At 43.7% G+C, this 14,958-nt stretch carries 13 protein-coding genes and 2 tRNA genes; 7 read left to right on the top strand and 8 right to left on the bottom strand.

Features of this window, described 5'->3' with window-relative positions; translation table 11 throughout:
- The first annotated feature begins 116 nt into the window (after positions 1-116).
- The 4 genes from AZ602_RS05305 to AZ602_RS05290 all read left to right on the top strand — a co-directional run bounded on the left by AZ602_RS05305 (position 117) and on the right by AZ602_RS05290 (position 2,304).
- Positions 117-1,406: a DUF2254 domain-containing protein gene (locus AZ602_RS05305; protein ID WP_103034039.1), complete on the top strand. Its 1,290-nt coding sequence runs from the start codon at positions 117-119 to the stop codon at positions 1,404-1,406.
- Between the two features lie 35 nt (positions 1,407-1,441).
- Positions 1,442-1,930, top strand: a complete 489-nt coding sequence (locus AZ602_RS05300) for a glutathione peroxidase (protein ID WP_103034038.1) — start codon at positions 1,442-1,444, stop codon at positions 1,928-1,930.
- Between the two features lie 217 nt (positions 1,931-2,147).
- Positions 2,148-2,223, top strand: a tRNA-Val gene (locus AZ602_RS05295).
- Between the two features lie 4 nt (positions 2,224-2,227).
- Positions 2,228-2,304: transfer RNA gene (locus tag AZ602_RS05290), tRNA-Asp, on the top strand.
- A 26-nt stretch (positions 2,305-2,330) separates the two neighbouring features.
- Here AZ602_RS05290 and AZ602_RS05285 read toward each other — a convergent pair.
- The 5 genes from AZ602_RS05285 to AZ602_RS05265 form a co-directional block, all read right to left on the bottom strand.
- Entirely contained in the window at positions 2,331-3,125 is a 795-nt protein-coding gene (locus AZ602_RS05285; RefSeq protein WP_146025226.1) for a hypothetical protein, read from the bottom strand.
- A 597-nt stretch (positions 3,126-3,722) separates the two neighbouring features.
- On the bottom strand, positions 3,723-4,019 hold the full coding sequence (locus tag AZ602_RS05280) for a hypothetical protein (protein WP_103034036.1): 297 nt from the start codon (positions 4,017-4,019) through the stop codon (positions 3,723-3,725).
- Positions 4,020-4,046: 27 nt separating this feature from the next.
- Entirely contained in the window at positions 4,047-4,670 is a 624-nt protein-coding gene (locus AZ602_RS05275) for a hypothetical protein (protein ID WP_103034035.1), read from the bottom strand.
- Positions 4,670-5,929 (bottom strand): hypothetical protein, encoded by a 1,260-nt coding sequence (locus tag AZ602_RS05270; RefSeq protein ID WP_103034034.1) that lies wholly within the window; start codon positions 5,927-5,929, stop codon positions 4,670-4,672. Before AZ602_RS05270 ends, AZ602_RS05275 begins: the two co-directional genes overlap by 1 nt.
- Positions 5,929-6,309 (bottom strand): hypothetical protein, encoded by a 381-nt coding sequence (locus AZ602_RS05265; RefSeq protein ID WP_103034033.1) that lies wholly within the window; start codon positions 6,307-6,309, stop codon positions 5,929-5,931. Before AZ602_RS05265 ends, AZ602_RS05270 begins: the two co-directional genes overlap by 1 nt.
- Positions 6,310-6,493: 184 nt before the next feature.
- Here AZ602_RS05265 and rimO point away from each other — a divergent pair, with 184 nt between their 5' ends.
- Together rimO and AZ602_RS05255 are read left to right on the top strand one after the other, a co-directional pair.
- The gene (gene rimO / locus AZ602_RS05260; RefSeq protein ID WP_103034032.1) at positions 6,494-7,996 is read left to right on the top strand and encodes a 30S ribosomal protein S12 methylthiotransferase RimO; all 1,503 of its coding nucleotides are present in this window, start codon (positions 6,494-6,496) and stop codon (positions 7,994-7,996) included.
- Positions 7,997-8,100: 104 nt separating this feature from the next.
- Positions 8,101-9,264, top strand: a complete 1,164-nt coding sequence (locus tag AZ602_RS05255) for a sugar transporter (protein ID WP_103034031.1) — start codon at positions 8,101-8,103, stop codon at positions 9,262-9,264.
- A gap of 111 nt (positions 9,265-9,375) precedes the next feature.
- Here the strand turns inward: AZ602_RS05255 and AZ602_RS05250 are convergent, their stop codons facing one another.
- From AZ602_RS05250 to AZ602_RS05240, 3 genes are all read right to left on the bottom strand, one after another.
- Positions 9,376-10,110 carry a pirin family protein gene (locus tag AZ602_RS05250; protein WP_103034030.1) on the bottom strand — a complete coding sequence of 245 codons (735 nt, stop codon included), beginning with the start codon at positions 10,108-10,110 and terminating at the stop codon, positions 9,376-9,378.
- A gap of 163 nt (positions 10,111-10,273) precedes the next feature.
- A complete protein-coding gene (locus AZ602_RS05245; protein WP_103034029.1) occupies positions 10,274-11,164 on the bottom strand; it encodes a 3-hydroxyacyl-CoA dehydrogenase in 891 nt (296 codons plus the stop codon).
- A gap of 169 nt (positions 11,165-11,333) precedes the next feature.
- Positions 11,334-11,753: a DoxX family protein gene (locus AZ602_RS05240; RefSeq protein ID WP_103034028.1), complete on the bottom strand. Its 420-nt coding sequence runs from the start codon at positions 11,751-11,753 to the stop codon at positions 11,334-11,336.
- A gap of 232 nt (positions 11,754-11,985) precedes the next feature.
- Here AZ602_RS05240 and AZ602_RS05235 point away from each other — a divergent pair, with 232 nt between their 5' ends.
- Positions 11,986-14,889, top strand: a complete 2,904-nt coding sequence (locus AZ602_RS05235; protein WP_103034027.1) for a type I restriction endonuclease subunit R — start codon at positions 11,986-11,988, stop codon at positions 14,887-14,889.
- Positions 14,890-14,958: the final 69 nt, after the last annotated feature.

Here is a 14,958-nt window from a genome sequence, read left to right as displayed (position 1 = left end):
ATTTGCCATCCACATCTTAGAATGCCAATCAATACAAGCATCATGCATAAGCGATGGCCACTGCAGCTCATAAATATGCTATAGTATGCACAAGATAGGGATAAGGTGATCCTCTTATGTGGTTAAAATTCAAACTGTGGCTAAGCAATCCAGCTCAAAATCTATGGGTGCAGCCGACGCTTGGCGCCTTATTTGCCATCGGATTTTCGGTATTGGCCAGTGTCACCCATTATTTCATCCCTGAGCACTGGTTGATTGAGATCAGTGCATCAACGCTATCGGATCTGCTGGATATCATCTCAGGCAGTATGTTGGCAGTAAGCACATTTTCGCTGTCAATCATGGTCTCAGCATTGGTGGCGACCTCATCAAGCATCAGCCCTCGTGCGCGTGTCTTGGTGATGTCTGATGCCAGCACAAGGCTTGCCATCACCAGTTTTATCACCGCCTTTATCTATGCGGTGATCGCCAAAATTTCACTAGAATTACAGCTTTATGGCGCTGGCGGCCGCTTAGTGATGTTTATTGGCACTTTGATTGTACTGATGTATCTGATCTTCACCTTGATCCGTTGGGTACAGACACTGTCAAATCTCGGCTCTTTGGTGGATACTGTCGAGAAGATTGAAAGCGCCGTCATGGCACAGCTCGCCACTTATCGCCAATACCCACAGCACGGCATCACAGGCACCAAGCCATCGATCGCACCAAAAACCCTCATCTACTGCCGACGCACGGGCTATCTGACACACATTGAGTTTGGCTTACTCGATGAATGGTGCCAAGAAAACCACTGCCACATTCACATCGCCTTAAATCTAAATGAACTGACTGCCAGAGATACTGTACTATTTGAAGTATATGCACAGGATAACTGCACACTCGATGCCAAGGCTTGGGCAAATCTTGATGATGCGCTTCATGAATTTGCTGTCATCAGCTCAGCGCCCTCGCACCAGTCTGCGCCCTTATATGGCATTCAGCTCTTGGCCGAGATCGCTGAGCGCGCACTGTCTGCCGCTGTCAATGACCCGACCACTGCATTTCAGACCGTCAGCGTGATCACACATCTGCTATCTGATGTACGCCCGTCACAGGGTGATGAAGCGCTGGATTATGCTTATTTGAGCATTGAGCCGTTTTGCGCATCGCGGTTTATTGAGCCGTATTATCCAATCGCTCGAGATGGCGTTGCACACACCGAATTCATCATTCATATGCTGCGGTGCTTGCACATCGTACATCGTACCGCACCCGAGACCGCCCTACAAGATGCCGCTGTCTTGATGGCTGAGCGCATTTATTTATTGGCGCATCATCACACCGATTATGATGCTGCGCTGCATCAATTAGATCAGGCATGGCGGTCGTATTTTGGTCATTTGCCCATACCGAAGCATCCATAAGCCATAAAATTCAACCACTGAAATAAGGATACATGATGAGCGTCATTTATGATTTCACCGCCCAAGATTTGCTGGGCAACACGATTGATTTTGCTGATTTTACTGGCAAAGTGCTACTCATCGTCAATACTGCGAGCGAATGCGGGTTTACCCCACAGTTTGCAGGACTGCAAGCTCTACATGAACAGTATCGCGATCAAGGGCTTGTGGTGATTGGCTTTCCATGCAATCAATTTGGCAAACAAGAACCCAATGACGGTGTTGCCATCGGTGACTATTGCCAAAAAAATTATGGCGTCGAATTTTTGATGATGCAAAAAATCGATGTCAATGGCGAGCACGCTCACCCGATTTATACATGGCTAAAGTCTCAGCAAGGTGGACTCTTGACCGATGGCATCAAGTGGAATTTCACCAAATTCCTCATCGGTCGTGATGGCAAAGTCATCGACCGCTATGCTCCAATGACCAAACCTGAAAATTTGGCGACAGATATCGAGACAGCCTTAGCAAAATCGCTCTGAATTTTATAAGAATAACTTGTTAATTTTCAATAAGTTATAAACTTTATCACAAATTTATCAAATTTTTGATAAAAAATGTTTGACACCTGCGTAAATTTCTATATAATACGCACCACAACGAACGAACACAGCAACACACTGTAGCGTGTTTGGTTCAAGACTTAAAATGTGATACCTTGACACAGTATCAATTTTCCAAATTGGAAAAGACATTTTAGGGTGGTTAGCTCAGTTGGTAGAGCATCTGCCTTACAAGCAGAGGGTCAGCGGTTCGATCCCGTTACCACCCACCACTATGCAGCGGTAGTTCAGTTGGTTAGAATACCGGCCTGTCACGCCGGGGGTCGCGGGTTCGAGCCCCGTCCGCTGCGCCACTTTTAGTGTAGCTTTTATAAGCTTTTCACTTTCTCCCCAAGTCTCCCCTGGCTTGGGGATTTTTTCTTAGAATATCACTAAACACAGTATCAAAGCTTTCATCCAGTACAGACTTCATATCAGCCGTTAGTGACTCATAGTGAGTATCATAAATGGTTGAAACCATTGAATCCAAGTGATTAGTCCACTCAGTAGTCACACCCTCATTTCTTAATCTACGATAGATTTCAGACGCTGATTGCTTATGGATTTCATCAAACACTTGAGAGAAGCGAGTGGTATCGTTGCTCTCTGTTTTGTTTTGTGATACATTAGTTTTGTCAGATGCTCCCACATCACCACGATGACGTGTAGGGGTGTTGTGCGTAGATAGGGACAAATCGTTACTCTTTGCCTTATCACCATCTGACTTTTCATCAAATATTTCAAAAGCGTTCATAAGCCAGCTATTACTACCCTCTCTCTTGATAAGTGTCACACGGTATCCGCTGTACTCAATAAAGATACTTCTTGCAGTCCCTCGCTCATACACTTGACTTGTACTGCCTGAAGCAATTGCCTGTACCACCTTATTTTCAAGCATCTCAACTACTTCATCATAGCTCATACCATCTTTACGCATACGAGCCTCAATGATATGGCTGATACCCATAGCACCTTTGGTTTTACCATTGGCTTTGATAGTACCTGTACTACCCCAAACAAAATCAACCCAGCCAATATCATTACGATACATCGCACGCTTAACATCAGCTTTGCTTACGATCGCTTTATTCATAGCGTCTTTACCACGCTTGATATTTTCCTGTACTGATTTCATCGCTGATTTACTATAGACAGGCTGTACAGGTGTCATTGATTTCAGTGACCAACTGGTTAGTTGCTTGGCTTAATCCTGATGCAGTCCCATCTTTCGTCACTGTATGCGTCAGTTCATGATTTAGCAACCCGCCAAAGCCTGCTTGCTTCCTGCCCAGTACTCGCAATAATAAATCAACTTGTGATTTTGGATACCTTATGATACATTATACCAGTCAAATGCTCCCATACTATCACGCGCAAGTGTAGGGGTGGTATGTGTAGGCTTGGAAGTATCAAATCCTACTCCTTGCCCATCATCTGACTCATATTTAGAGCTCCCACATCAGTACGCACGGAATAGGACTGATGTGCGTAGGACTGGTTTTGCCATCATCCTTGCTAGTACCATCTTTGAATATGATTTTATCGATTAGTCCCATATCTGCACAAGAGAATATGGAATTAATTCAAAACAACTTAATCCAAATGATCTAGATAGCGCTGCACATCTTGGGATAATCTCTCACGCTCTTTTATTGAGAGTAATTTTTCATATGCCCTAAGCAATGCCACTTCTGCATAATTTTCAGCGGCGAAACTTAGAGTTTTAATCGTATTACTTAGTGTTACCAATGATTCCATCATTTGTTTGCTTGGGTTCTGTTGTTTTCTCATGAGTCAACCCGTATTGTCTTAGTGTCTTTTTATATTCCTTAATCAATTCTTTTAACTCTATTTGTTGTTCCTGAGTGAGCGCCTGTTTATTTTGTAAAAGCTCATACATTCTTGCCTCTGCATTGATTCTTTGAGCCATGCAATATATCTTCAATGCACGACTACCATGATATGTAGCCTCCAGTAAGTTTACTGCCACTTTTGCAATATCTTTGGCAGGATCTAAGATGGATTTCATCAATCATTCTCCTATATCATCACAATTTTACCTATCAACAATCTTTTTTTTACACAATAACTCGATAAGCTCATCCTTGCTTTTGCACCTTTTCTCATACTTACTGCCAAAACAAACACCCTCTTCAATTTCACATGACTCTGTAACAGCAATGCGTAAATTATCCCATAGAATCACTCCCCAGTGTTTGCCTTGATAATCATATCCGAAGTGTAATGCACCATACTCATCACAATAAACATGATAACCACCCTGCCTTTCCCACTGTCCTGATTTAAGATATTGGTACTGTATATCATTTGATAGATAAGCTACATTCCAAACGCTTACTTCATCAGCTTTTTTACCATCCACTAGATAGCGTATTGCATCATGAATATCATCAAAAGTAATAGCCTCTTTTTTCTTATCCTGCTCCCGATTCCATTCATCCAAAGTTACCGAAATAGCATTTAAGGTATTAATCCCACCTCTACCCACCTCTTCTGCTGTGTTTTTTACCGCTTTACCTAAACCCACATCCTCCTCAGACATTTTGTACAGTAAATACAAAGCCAATGCAGTAAATGCCCATAACGGTGCAAAGAAAAATCCTGCAATGCCGCTAGCGATAATCAACAGCCATAGAAAAAAGATAGAAATCTTTTTCATCAAAATTCTCCCGTATCTCTATCCGCCCTTTCTTCCACTATCTCAGTTCGAGTGCCACGCTCACTAAGTGTCTCAGGCTCAGGATTTACATTAGCTTGATGCTGAGTGGCTACTCGTTCAGTCTGCTGCATTTGCTCCTGATTTCGTACAGGTGCTTGCTCAGGCTCCGGGCTATATACAGGCACCTGCACTGATGGCTGTGCCTTTTGTGCAGGCTGTGCATCAATGACAGTTTGTGGCGCTTGGACTTCAACCAATACTGGCTGTATTGTCACTGGACTATCCGCCATTGGTTCAGTCTCATGGCTTGATTGCGGTGGCTGATTTTCGGCGTGTGTCATATCATTGGCATTGCTTTGGTTTGGCGTAGCTACAGCGATAGGCTCAGCAGGTGTATATGTGCTTGTTGGCTCACTACCCATTGGCTGAGCTGTCTGACTGGATTGACCAAGCCCATACACCAAACCGACAACCAACACTGCCAACACTCCACCGACAATCCAATACATAGAGCGGTCTTGCTGCGGCGGTGATGGTGGCAACGGTGGTGGATTTGTATGCTTAGATTCTTCAGACTTTATCTGTTTAGCTTTTGCTTGCTGAGCCAAGATTTCTTGTGCAGATGGTATCTTCGCCATAGTAGGTGATTCTTCGACGGCTTGAGTAACCGATTGGGCAGATTCTGCAAGCTGATTGGCTTTAATTTCCAAAAGTTGTTGTTGCAACATTGCAATACTATCTTGGATTTGCTGCGAGCTATCTGCTTTAGCTTGTAGTTCCGCTATCCTATTTTCATAAGAATTAATCATAGACACATGGGTGGTGTGCTGGTGCAACTGTTGATTCAGAGCGTTTATCACCCTATCAATTACCCATTGAGTTCGGTACTTCATTTGTTGATTGGTAAAGCGTAAAAGCATCCCTACTTTACCCATCAAATCATTTTGCCTCAGCCAAAGATCGCCGTATTTCCGAAAATCCAAGTTACCAACGCCATCTTGTAATTTGGTCAAACCATCCAATTCAATAGCCAAATTATACCCTTTGGCTTCATTGATAATTACAAAATCAACATAGCGGTTGCCACCCATTTCATCCAAAAAATGCCATTGCGGAATGACATCGCTAGGGATGATACAGTTAATTTGACTAAGCACCATATCCACAAATTGCTCTTCATACCCCACAGGATGCCAAAGCTCTTTATGGTAATGATACTTCCACTGTTGCCAATTTTCAAAAGGATCGTAGTGCTGCATTATCGGCAAACCTCATCATACAATGCAGAACCCCATGAGCGTGGGAAAATTTCATAATATTTCAAATGGCTCATCTTGTCGCTGTCGATTAGCTTATTTTGTTTGTTGTAATTATGCCAACTGATGGTTGCAACTGTCTTGTTTGAGCACTCGATATATCGTTTGTACAGCGTATAGCTACCTTGAGCCAAGCCATCTTTTTTCTTATCTTGGGCGACATATCGCTCCATCTGCACTTCATATTTGGTGGCAGTGACTTTTTTGGTTTTACTTGGTAAAAGATAATATTCATACCCTTGATAAGATCCCAGATACACATCAGCATGAGCACTAAACACCATACCCAAGCCAAGACCAAGCACTGATAATTGCTTTAACATCATCAACTCCTTATATTCAGACCCAAAAAATATTTAAAATCCATTGTTATTATATACTGATTTTTGATGCATGAGTCGTAAGGAATTTCACAAGAATTAATCAATCAAATCATATAAGTTCCCACCAATTTATGCTAAAATACCCCCAATTTTTTATTCAAAATCAGTCAGCCAAGAGCCAACTATGACCAGCACCCCAACCGTATTTGATCCAAAAAACCCAGCCCAAGCACCAAATCCCAACACACCTGCCTATCACCATAAAGCCAATCACAACCAAAATCGCAGCATTGATGAATCCGCTGCCGCCATCGCACAAGCCTCAGGTAGTGCACCCAAAGTTGGCTTTGTGTCCTTGGGCTGTCCAAAAGCGCTCGTCGATAGCGAACGCATCATCACCGAGCTGACTCGTGAAGGCTACCAAGTCGCCAAAGATTATGACGGTGCGGATTTGGTCGTGGTCAATACCTGTGGCTTTATTGAGTCGGCCGTCCAAGAGTCGCTCGATGCCATCGGTGAAGCCATCAACAAAAACGGTAAAGTCATCGTCACCGGCTGTCTAGGCAAAGATGCCGACAAAATCCGCACCATGCACCCATCGGTGCTGGCAGTTACTGGTGCACACGCCTATGATGAAGTGGTATCAGCCGTCACTCATCATGTACCAAAACCTGCCAAATCAAAGACTTATGATCCAAAAATCGACCTCATCAACGATGCAGGCATCAAGCTGACACCCAAGCATTATGCTTATCTAAAAATCTCGGAAGGCTGCAATCATCGCTGTACATTTTGTATCATCCCATCATTGCGTGGTGATTTGGTCAGTCGTACCATTGATGGCGTAATGAAAGAAGCCGTCGCACTCAAAAATAGCGGTGTCAAAGAGCTACTCATCATCTCCCAAGACACCTCTGCCTACGGTGTCGATACCAAGTACAAGACAGTATTTTGGGATGGTCAGCCGATTAAGACGAAGTTTTTTGATCTGTGCGAGCAGATGGCAAAGCTAGGCATCTGGGTGCGTCTGCACTATGTTTATCCTTATCCCCATGTCGATCAAGTCGTACAACTCATGGCGGATAGCATGGCAAAATCAGGCGGTACAGGCGGACTGTTGCCCTACCTTGACATTCCATTCCAACACGCCAGCCCAAGTGTGCTAAAAGCCATGAAACGCCCTGCAATGAGTGAAGACACCCTTGAGCGTATCCGTGCATGGCGTGCGATTTGCCCTGATATCGTCATTCGCTCGACTTTTGTGGTGGGCTTCCCTGGAGAGACCCAAGAAGATTTTGAATACCTACTTGACTGGCTAAAACAAGCACGCCTTGATCGTGTCGGCTGCTTTACTTATTCAGAAGTCGAAGGCGCGGTGGCAAATGACTTACCAAATCCTGTACCTGAGCACATCAAACAAGAACGCTATGAACAACTGATGGCGCTTCAACAACAAATCAGCAGTGAAAAGCTTGCCGAAAAAGTGGGCAAACGCCTAGTCGTGCTCGTCGATGAGATTGATACCGAAGAAAATATCGCCATCTGTCGTAGTTATGCTGATGCACCTGAGATTGACGGTCATGTGTATGTGGATAATATCGATGCGACAGTCAAAGCTGGCGATATGCTGACGGTGACGATTGATGAAGCCAGCGACTATGATTTGTTTGCAAGTTTTGGTTCTTGATTTGCTTTTAAATGACTTTATGACTACCCCAAATCTACCACAAGCCATTCGCTGAATGGCTTTTTTTATCTCATATCATAATAACTAAATAATAATCACCGACCATGACCAACACCAATCAAAGCTTTTTACCTGTCATTATTCTTGCGTTATCAGCATTTATTTTTAATACCACTGAATTTATCCCCATCGCCCTACTGACAGACATCGGTACAAGCTTTGGGATGACCGCCAGCCAAACAGGTATCATGATGACTGTGTATGCATGGATTGTCGCTGTGCTATCTTTGCCAATGATGCTTGCGACTGCTACCATCGAACGCAAAAAGCTACTGTTGATTCTTTTTGGCTTATTTGCCATCGGTCATATCGTCTCATACCTTGCCACCAGCTTTACCATGCTGCTTGTGAGCCGTGCGATCGTGGCGATTACTCATGCGGTGTTTTGGTCAATCACCGCAAGCCTTGTCGTGCGTCTGGCACCTATTGGTAAAGAAACTCAAGCTTTGGGGCTGCTATCCACAGGCAGTGCATTGGCAACCGTACTGGGCTTGCCACTGGGTCGCGTGTTGGGTCAAGTATTTGATTGGCGAACCAGTTTTGGGATGATTGGTGTGATTGGCCTTGTGATCATGCTACTGCTCGCCTATCTATTGCCGCGCCTGCCTGCTCAAAATACAGGCAATTTATCCAGTCTGCCTGACATCATCAAAAATAAGCCTTTGATTGGCGTGTATCTGATGGTGGTACTGACGGTGACAGCGCACTTTACTGCTTATAGCTATATTGAGCCATTTGTGCTTGGCATCACAGATTTTGGTGCAGATTTTGCGACGATGGTGCTGCTGATTTTTGGGGCGGCAGGCATTGTGGCGAGCGTGCTGTTTGGTCGATATTATGAAAAACTGGGTGATCGCTTTATTGCCATAGCATTTAGCGGTATGCTCGTTGCCTTGGCCGCTTTGGCACCGATGAGCCAAATACAAACCGTCTGGACGGTTTTGATCTTTATGTGGGGTGTATCGCTGACCGCTTTGGCACTGTCATTGCAGATTCGTGTGTTAAAACTTGCACCAAAAGCCACCGATGTCGCCATGTCGATTTTTTCAGGAATCTTTAATGTCGGTATTGGCGGCGGTGCGATGGTTGGCGGTCTTGTGATTGCAGGATTTGGCTTGCCGATGATCGGCTATGTGGGTGCATTGATTGTGATGGGCGCGGTGGCAGCATTCATTTATACCAAATCAGCTGCCCCAACAGACTATTAGGATAGGGACGCGATGGCTCTATACAGAGTACAGATATATTGATGGCTTTGCTTTACATCAGCGCATCTTGATAACTTTGCAATGATGCATTTACCAAGATGCGCAAGTACCTTAGGGTTGATTGGTGGTGGTATTGATATCCATCGGCACATCCATCAGCAGGATTTGACTGTCGCCAATGGCAGTAACGTCAAAGCCATCGGTATCCCACACGCCTAGGCCGTCTCGCTCACCCAGTACGGTATCGCCAATCTTGGCACCGCCTTTGATGACAAAGACATACACGCCATTACCATCACGCTTGATGTCATAACGCTTAGCCGTGCCATCGGCAAAATCCGCTAGGCTAAACCACGCATCTTGATGAATCCACACGCCTGCATCGTCAGCAGTGGGCGATAGAATTTGCTGAAAATCGTTTGGCGTGGCATTGTCACTAATACGAATTTGTTGATAACGGGGCTGTACGCCATTTTTGCGAGTTAAGACCCAAATTTGTAAGAACTTCACCGCACGGTCGGCATTGGCGTTCATCTCACTGTGGCGAATGCCTGTACCTGCACTCATCACCTGAATATCGCCTTGACGAATCACCCCACCATTACCCATGCTATCACGATGTGCCAAATCGCCTTCTAGTGGAATGGAGATGATTTCCATGTCATTGTGCGGATGTGTGCCAAAGCCCTGCCCGCCTGCGACCGTGTCATCATTAATCACACGCAGTACGCCAAAATTGGTACGCTCAGGGTTATAATAACCACCAAAGCTAAAGGTGTGATGACTATTTAGCCAGCCATGATTGGCGACGCCACGACTGTCTGCGGCATGATAGATGGTTTTCATAAGTTACTCACTGTTATCTTTATTAAGTTGATGAGCGTATTATCCATCAATGTCAGCAAAGCAACAAGTCACAGCTGTATCAAATCATATTTCAAATATAGAAAGATAATTTTATCATCACCCAAAAAAACCACCGCAACATGGCGGTGGCGATTGATCCATTTTATTCATCAATGATGGTATTGCCAGCATCATCATAGTCATAAAAACCTTTGCCAGACTCTTTACCTGTTCTGCCCTGATCAAGATAGTCGGCTTTGAGCTTTTGGATAAATTGTTTCTCAAGCTCATTGCCTGTGCGCTCAGCATTGGCAGAGTGGATGGCATAAACGGTGCGCAGACCGACGATGTCCATGATCTCAAATGGTCCTTTGGGCGCATGAGTCGCTTTTTTCCAGACTTTATCGATTTGTTTGGGATCTGCCACTTCATTGGCATACAATTGGCTGGCAGCGTCCAGTAGCGGCACCAAAAGACTGTTCATGATATAGCGTGGCTGCTCTTTTTGTAGCACCACAGGATCCATGCCCATGTCTTTGGCGAATTGCTCTGTCATCGTGACATATTTGGTATCAGTTTGGGCAGTACCCATGACTTCAACGATGTTTTGTACCCAGATATTATTGGCAAAATGCAGCGCCAAAAACCGCTCAGGCGCACCGGTGCTATCTGCAAAGCTGCTTGGCAATAGCGTCGATGTATTGGTCAAAAAGATGGTATGATCAGGTGCCGCTGCCCCCACCTGCGCCCAGATTTGTTTTTTTAGATCTAAGTTTTCAGGTACTGCTTCGATGATCAAATCGGCAGCACTGACTGCACTATCTAGATCACTGCTTTGGCTTAGGCGAGCCATCGTCTGTGACAGCTGATCGGCAGTTGCGCCGACTTCTTTTTGGTACACGCCTTGCAAGCTTTCAAATCGCTTCGCAGCAGCGGCAAGTGCGTCATCATTGATGTCATAACTGACCACTTTAAAACCTGCATACGCCGCCTGAAAAGCGATCTGCGCACCGAGTACGCCAGCACCGAGTACTGTTACTTGTTTGATTGTCATGTTAGTCTCCTTTTAAGTTGTTGTGTGTTACTGTGTGAATTTTGATGAGTAATCATTAAACCCATTATGCGATAGTTTTGGTTATCATGCAAGCCATCGGGTCACACATTGGTCGATTTACTGTAGAATGATGAGTCAAAAAATCGCCAGCAGTTACTGGCAATTAAGTTTATGAGTTGAACAGTTTGGTATCTAGCGAATATTTACCAGCACCCACCACCCAATAAATCAAAAATACCATACAGTAAAGAGCTGCCGCCTCGCCTTTATTGACAATCGGATTAAAAATCAAATCAAAGCCCGAATGAAAATAAAAATACGCCACCGCCATCATGCCCGCCATGATAAAGGCGTTGATGCGGGTAAATAAGCCCAAAATCAGCAATACGCCACCGACAATCTCAAGCATACCACCAAGCCCCATCAAAGACAGCCATTCAACGGCAGGCTTGCCATTGGTCATCGACTGTGGAAAAGCGAACAATTTCACCGTGCCATGTACCAAAAACATATATCCAACAATCACCCGAGTGAATAACAACACCAAATCTTTCATTGGGTGTTCGCTGTGTTGTACTGACTTGTTCATGATGACCTCTGAATAATTGAACGACTTGATGATAGATAAAGATTGCTAAGTACTTTACTTAATGTGACTTGTTGTGGCTTAGCGATCAGTTTTGGCTTTATTTTAATTGATTTTGGTGATTGAACAAGGTACACTTTGACAAGTCATCTTTGCAAATATAGAAAGATAGTCGCCACCAAAAGTAAGTGCTATAATGTTGTAATCCCATTCAATTAGTTTTGCCATTATTCTTATGTCTATCCACAACGAAAACAGCCGTGTCAAAATCCCAGCCGTTTTGCATCTCATGCGTTTGGGCTACCAATATCTTTCTTTAAAACAGCAAACATGGGATACCCAAACCAACATTTTCCCAGAGATTTTCATAGACAGTCTATGCCGTATCAATCCCGATTTATCCGTAGCGGACGCCCGCCGTGTCTTAACCGACATCACGCTAGAATTGGATAACGAAGATTTGGGCAAAGCTTTTTTTGAGCGTTTAACCATCTCATCTGGCATTAAACTCATTGATTTTAAAAATTTTAATCAAAACAGCTTTCATGTGGTCACCGAATTGCCATATATCAATGGCGATGAAGAATTTCGCCCCGACATTACCTTGATGATTAACGGTATGCCGCTTGCATTTGTAGAAGTCAAAAAGCCGAATAACAAAGGCGGTATTGGAGAAGAGCGTGAACGCATGGCGAAACGTTCCTTAAATCCCAAATTTCGCCGTTTTATTAACATCACACAGCTTATGGTGTTTTCCAATAACATGAAATACGACCAAGGCGACATTCAGCCCATACAAGGCGCTTTTTATGCGTCATCGGCGTATGGTCAGCCTGTGTTTAACTATTTTCGCGAAGAGCATAAACAAAACCTTGCTGAGCTTTTAGGTAACATCACCCAAGAACAAGAAAACTTTATCCTACAAGATAATAATCTGGCGGTCATCAAGTACAACCCAGAATTCATCACCAACAAATCACCCGACACCCCAACCAACTGCATTTGCACGTCTATTTTTAGTCGTGAACGCTTGGTATTTTTTCTGCAATACGGCTTGGCGTATGTCAAAACCAGCACAGGCATTCAAAAACACATCATGCGTTATCCGCAGTTGTTTGCCACGATGGCGATACGCGATGCTTTGGAAAAAGGCGAGAAAAAAGGCATTATTTGGCACACACAAGGCAGTGGTAAAACCGCTTTGACTTATTACAATGTCCGCTATCTGACACATTATTATGCAACACAAGGCGTGGTACCGAAATTTTACTTTATTGTGGACAGATTGGATTTGCTAGAACAAGCCAAGCGTGAATTTACCGCACGCGGTTTGATTGTGCACAGCATCAGTTCCAAAGATGAGTTTGCCAAAGACATCAAATCCACGCAAAGCCTACACAATCATTCGGGTAAGCCTGAAATTACGGTGGTCAATATCCATAAATTTGCCGATGACCCCAATGTTATCGCGCCAAATGACTACAATTTAAATATACAGCGTGTGTATTTCCTAGACGAAGTACACCGTAGCTACAACCCCAAAGGTTCATTTTTGGCTAATTTAAATCAATCCGACACTGGGGCGGTGAAAATCGGTTTGACAGGTACGCCGCTAATTGGTGCGACCGAAAACAAAATCAATTCGCGTGAATTGTTTGGCAACTATATTCATAAATATTATTACAATTCATCGATTGCCGATGGTTACACCTTGCGCCTTATTCGTGAAGCCATTAGTGGCGAATATCAGGCTCAATTAAAACAAGCATTAGCACAACTGCAAGTGCAAAAAGGCAGCATCAAACGCGAAGATGTTTACGCCCATAAACATTTTGTTCATCCCATGACCGATTACATCATCAAAGATTTTGAAAAATTTAGAAAAATCAATGATGATGACAGCCTAGGTGCCATGGTCATTTGCGACAGTAGCGAGCAAGCCCGTGCCATGTATGACTATTTTGTGGCAGCCTGCGCTGAAAAACAAACCGTGCAAAAGTCGGCATTGATTTTGCACGATATCGGAACCAAAGAAGAACGTAAACAATGGGTTGAAGATTTCAAAGACGGCAAAATTGATATTTTGTTTGTTTACAACATGCTTTTGACGGGTTTTGATGCGCCACGACTCAAAAAATTGTATTTGGGACGCTTGATTAAGGCACACAACCTATTGCAAGCCCTAACCCGCGTAAACCGCACTTACAAACACTACCGCTACGGCTATGTGGTCGATTTTGCCGACATTGAAAGCGAATTTGACAAAACCAACCGCGCCTATTGGGATGAATTACAAACCGAATTGGGCGATGAAATGGCAACTTACGCCCAAATGTTTAAAAATGAAGACGAAATCAAGCAAGACATTCGGGACATTAAAAATGCACTGTTTGATTTTGACACGAATAATGCTGAGATTTTTTGTGGGCAAATCAGCCAAATTGATGACAAAAAACAAGTTTTAGCGATTAAAAAAGCCCTACAAATTGCCAAAGATTTATACAATATTTTGCGATTGCAAGGCGATTATGAATTTTTGGAACATTTGGATTTTGAAAAACTGGGTATTTTATACCGCGAAACGCAGGCACATTTAGACAAATTGAACCTTGCCGAGAGCTTGGCTCAAGGCGACACCACACATTTACTCAATGAAAGTTTGGAAGACGTGTATTTTCAATTCATTAAAATCGGCGAACACGAACTCAAACTTGCCGATGACTTAAAAGACATCATGCGTAAAGTACGGACAAGCTTGGCGGATAATTTTGACCAAAGCGACCCCGAGTTTATCAGTCTACGTGAAGAATTGGAACGGATTTTTAAAAAACGCCAACTTTCTGAAGTCTCTCAGGCAAAGATGAAAGAAAACATCGGCATTTTGGAGGAAGTGTACCGTCAAATCAAAGAATTGAACCGTCAGAATGAGTTATTACGCCACAAATACGCTGGCGATGCCAAATTTGCCCGTGTTCACAAACGCTTGATGTCGGATGATGCGTTTGGTGGCGAGAAGCTCAAAATCTTTGATGCGCTGATGGGCGTAAAAGCCGATGCTGATGAAAAAGTGTTGAATTTAAGTCAAATTGAACCGTCCCGAGTTTATCGGAGACAAGATTGCTTGAGTCAAGCAGCATAGCCTGACGGTTTTAATGAACAATAGTAAATATTCTCCGCATCAATAGGCGACAAATATCCATTTCTAGAA

This window comes from Moraxella sp. RCAD0137 (assembly GCF_002894025.1).
Lineage (GTDB): Bacteria > Pseudomonadota > Gammaproteobacteria > Pseudomonadales > Moraxellaceae > Moraxella > Moraxella porci.
The sequence above is the reverse complement of the archived record's forward strand: the minus strand, read 5'-3'. Positions and strand labels throughout refer to the sequence as shown.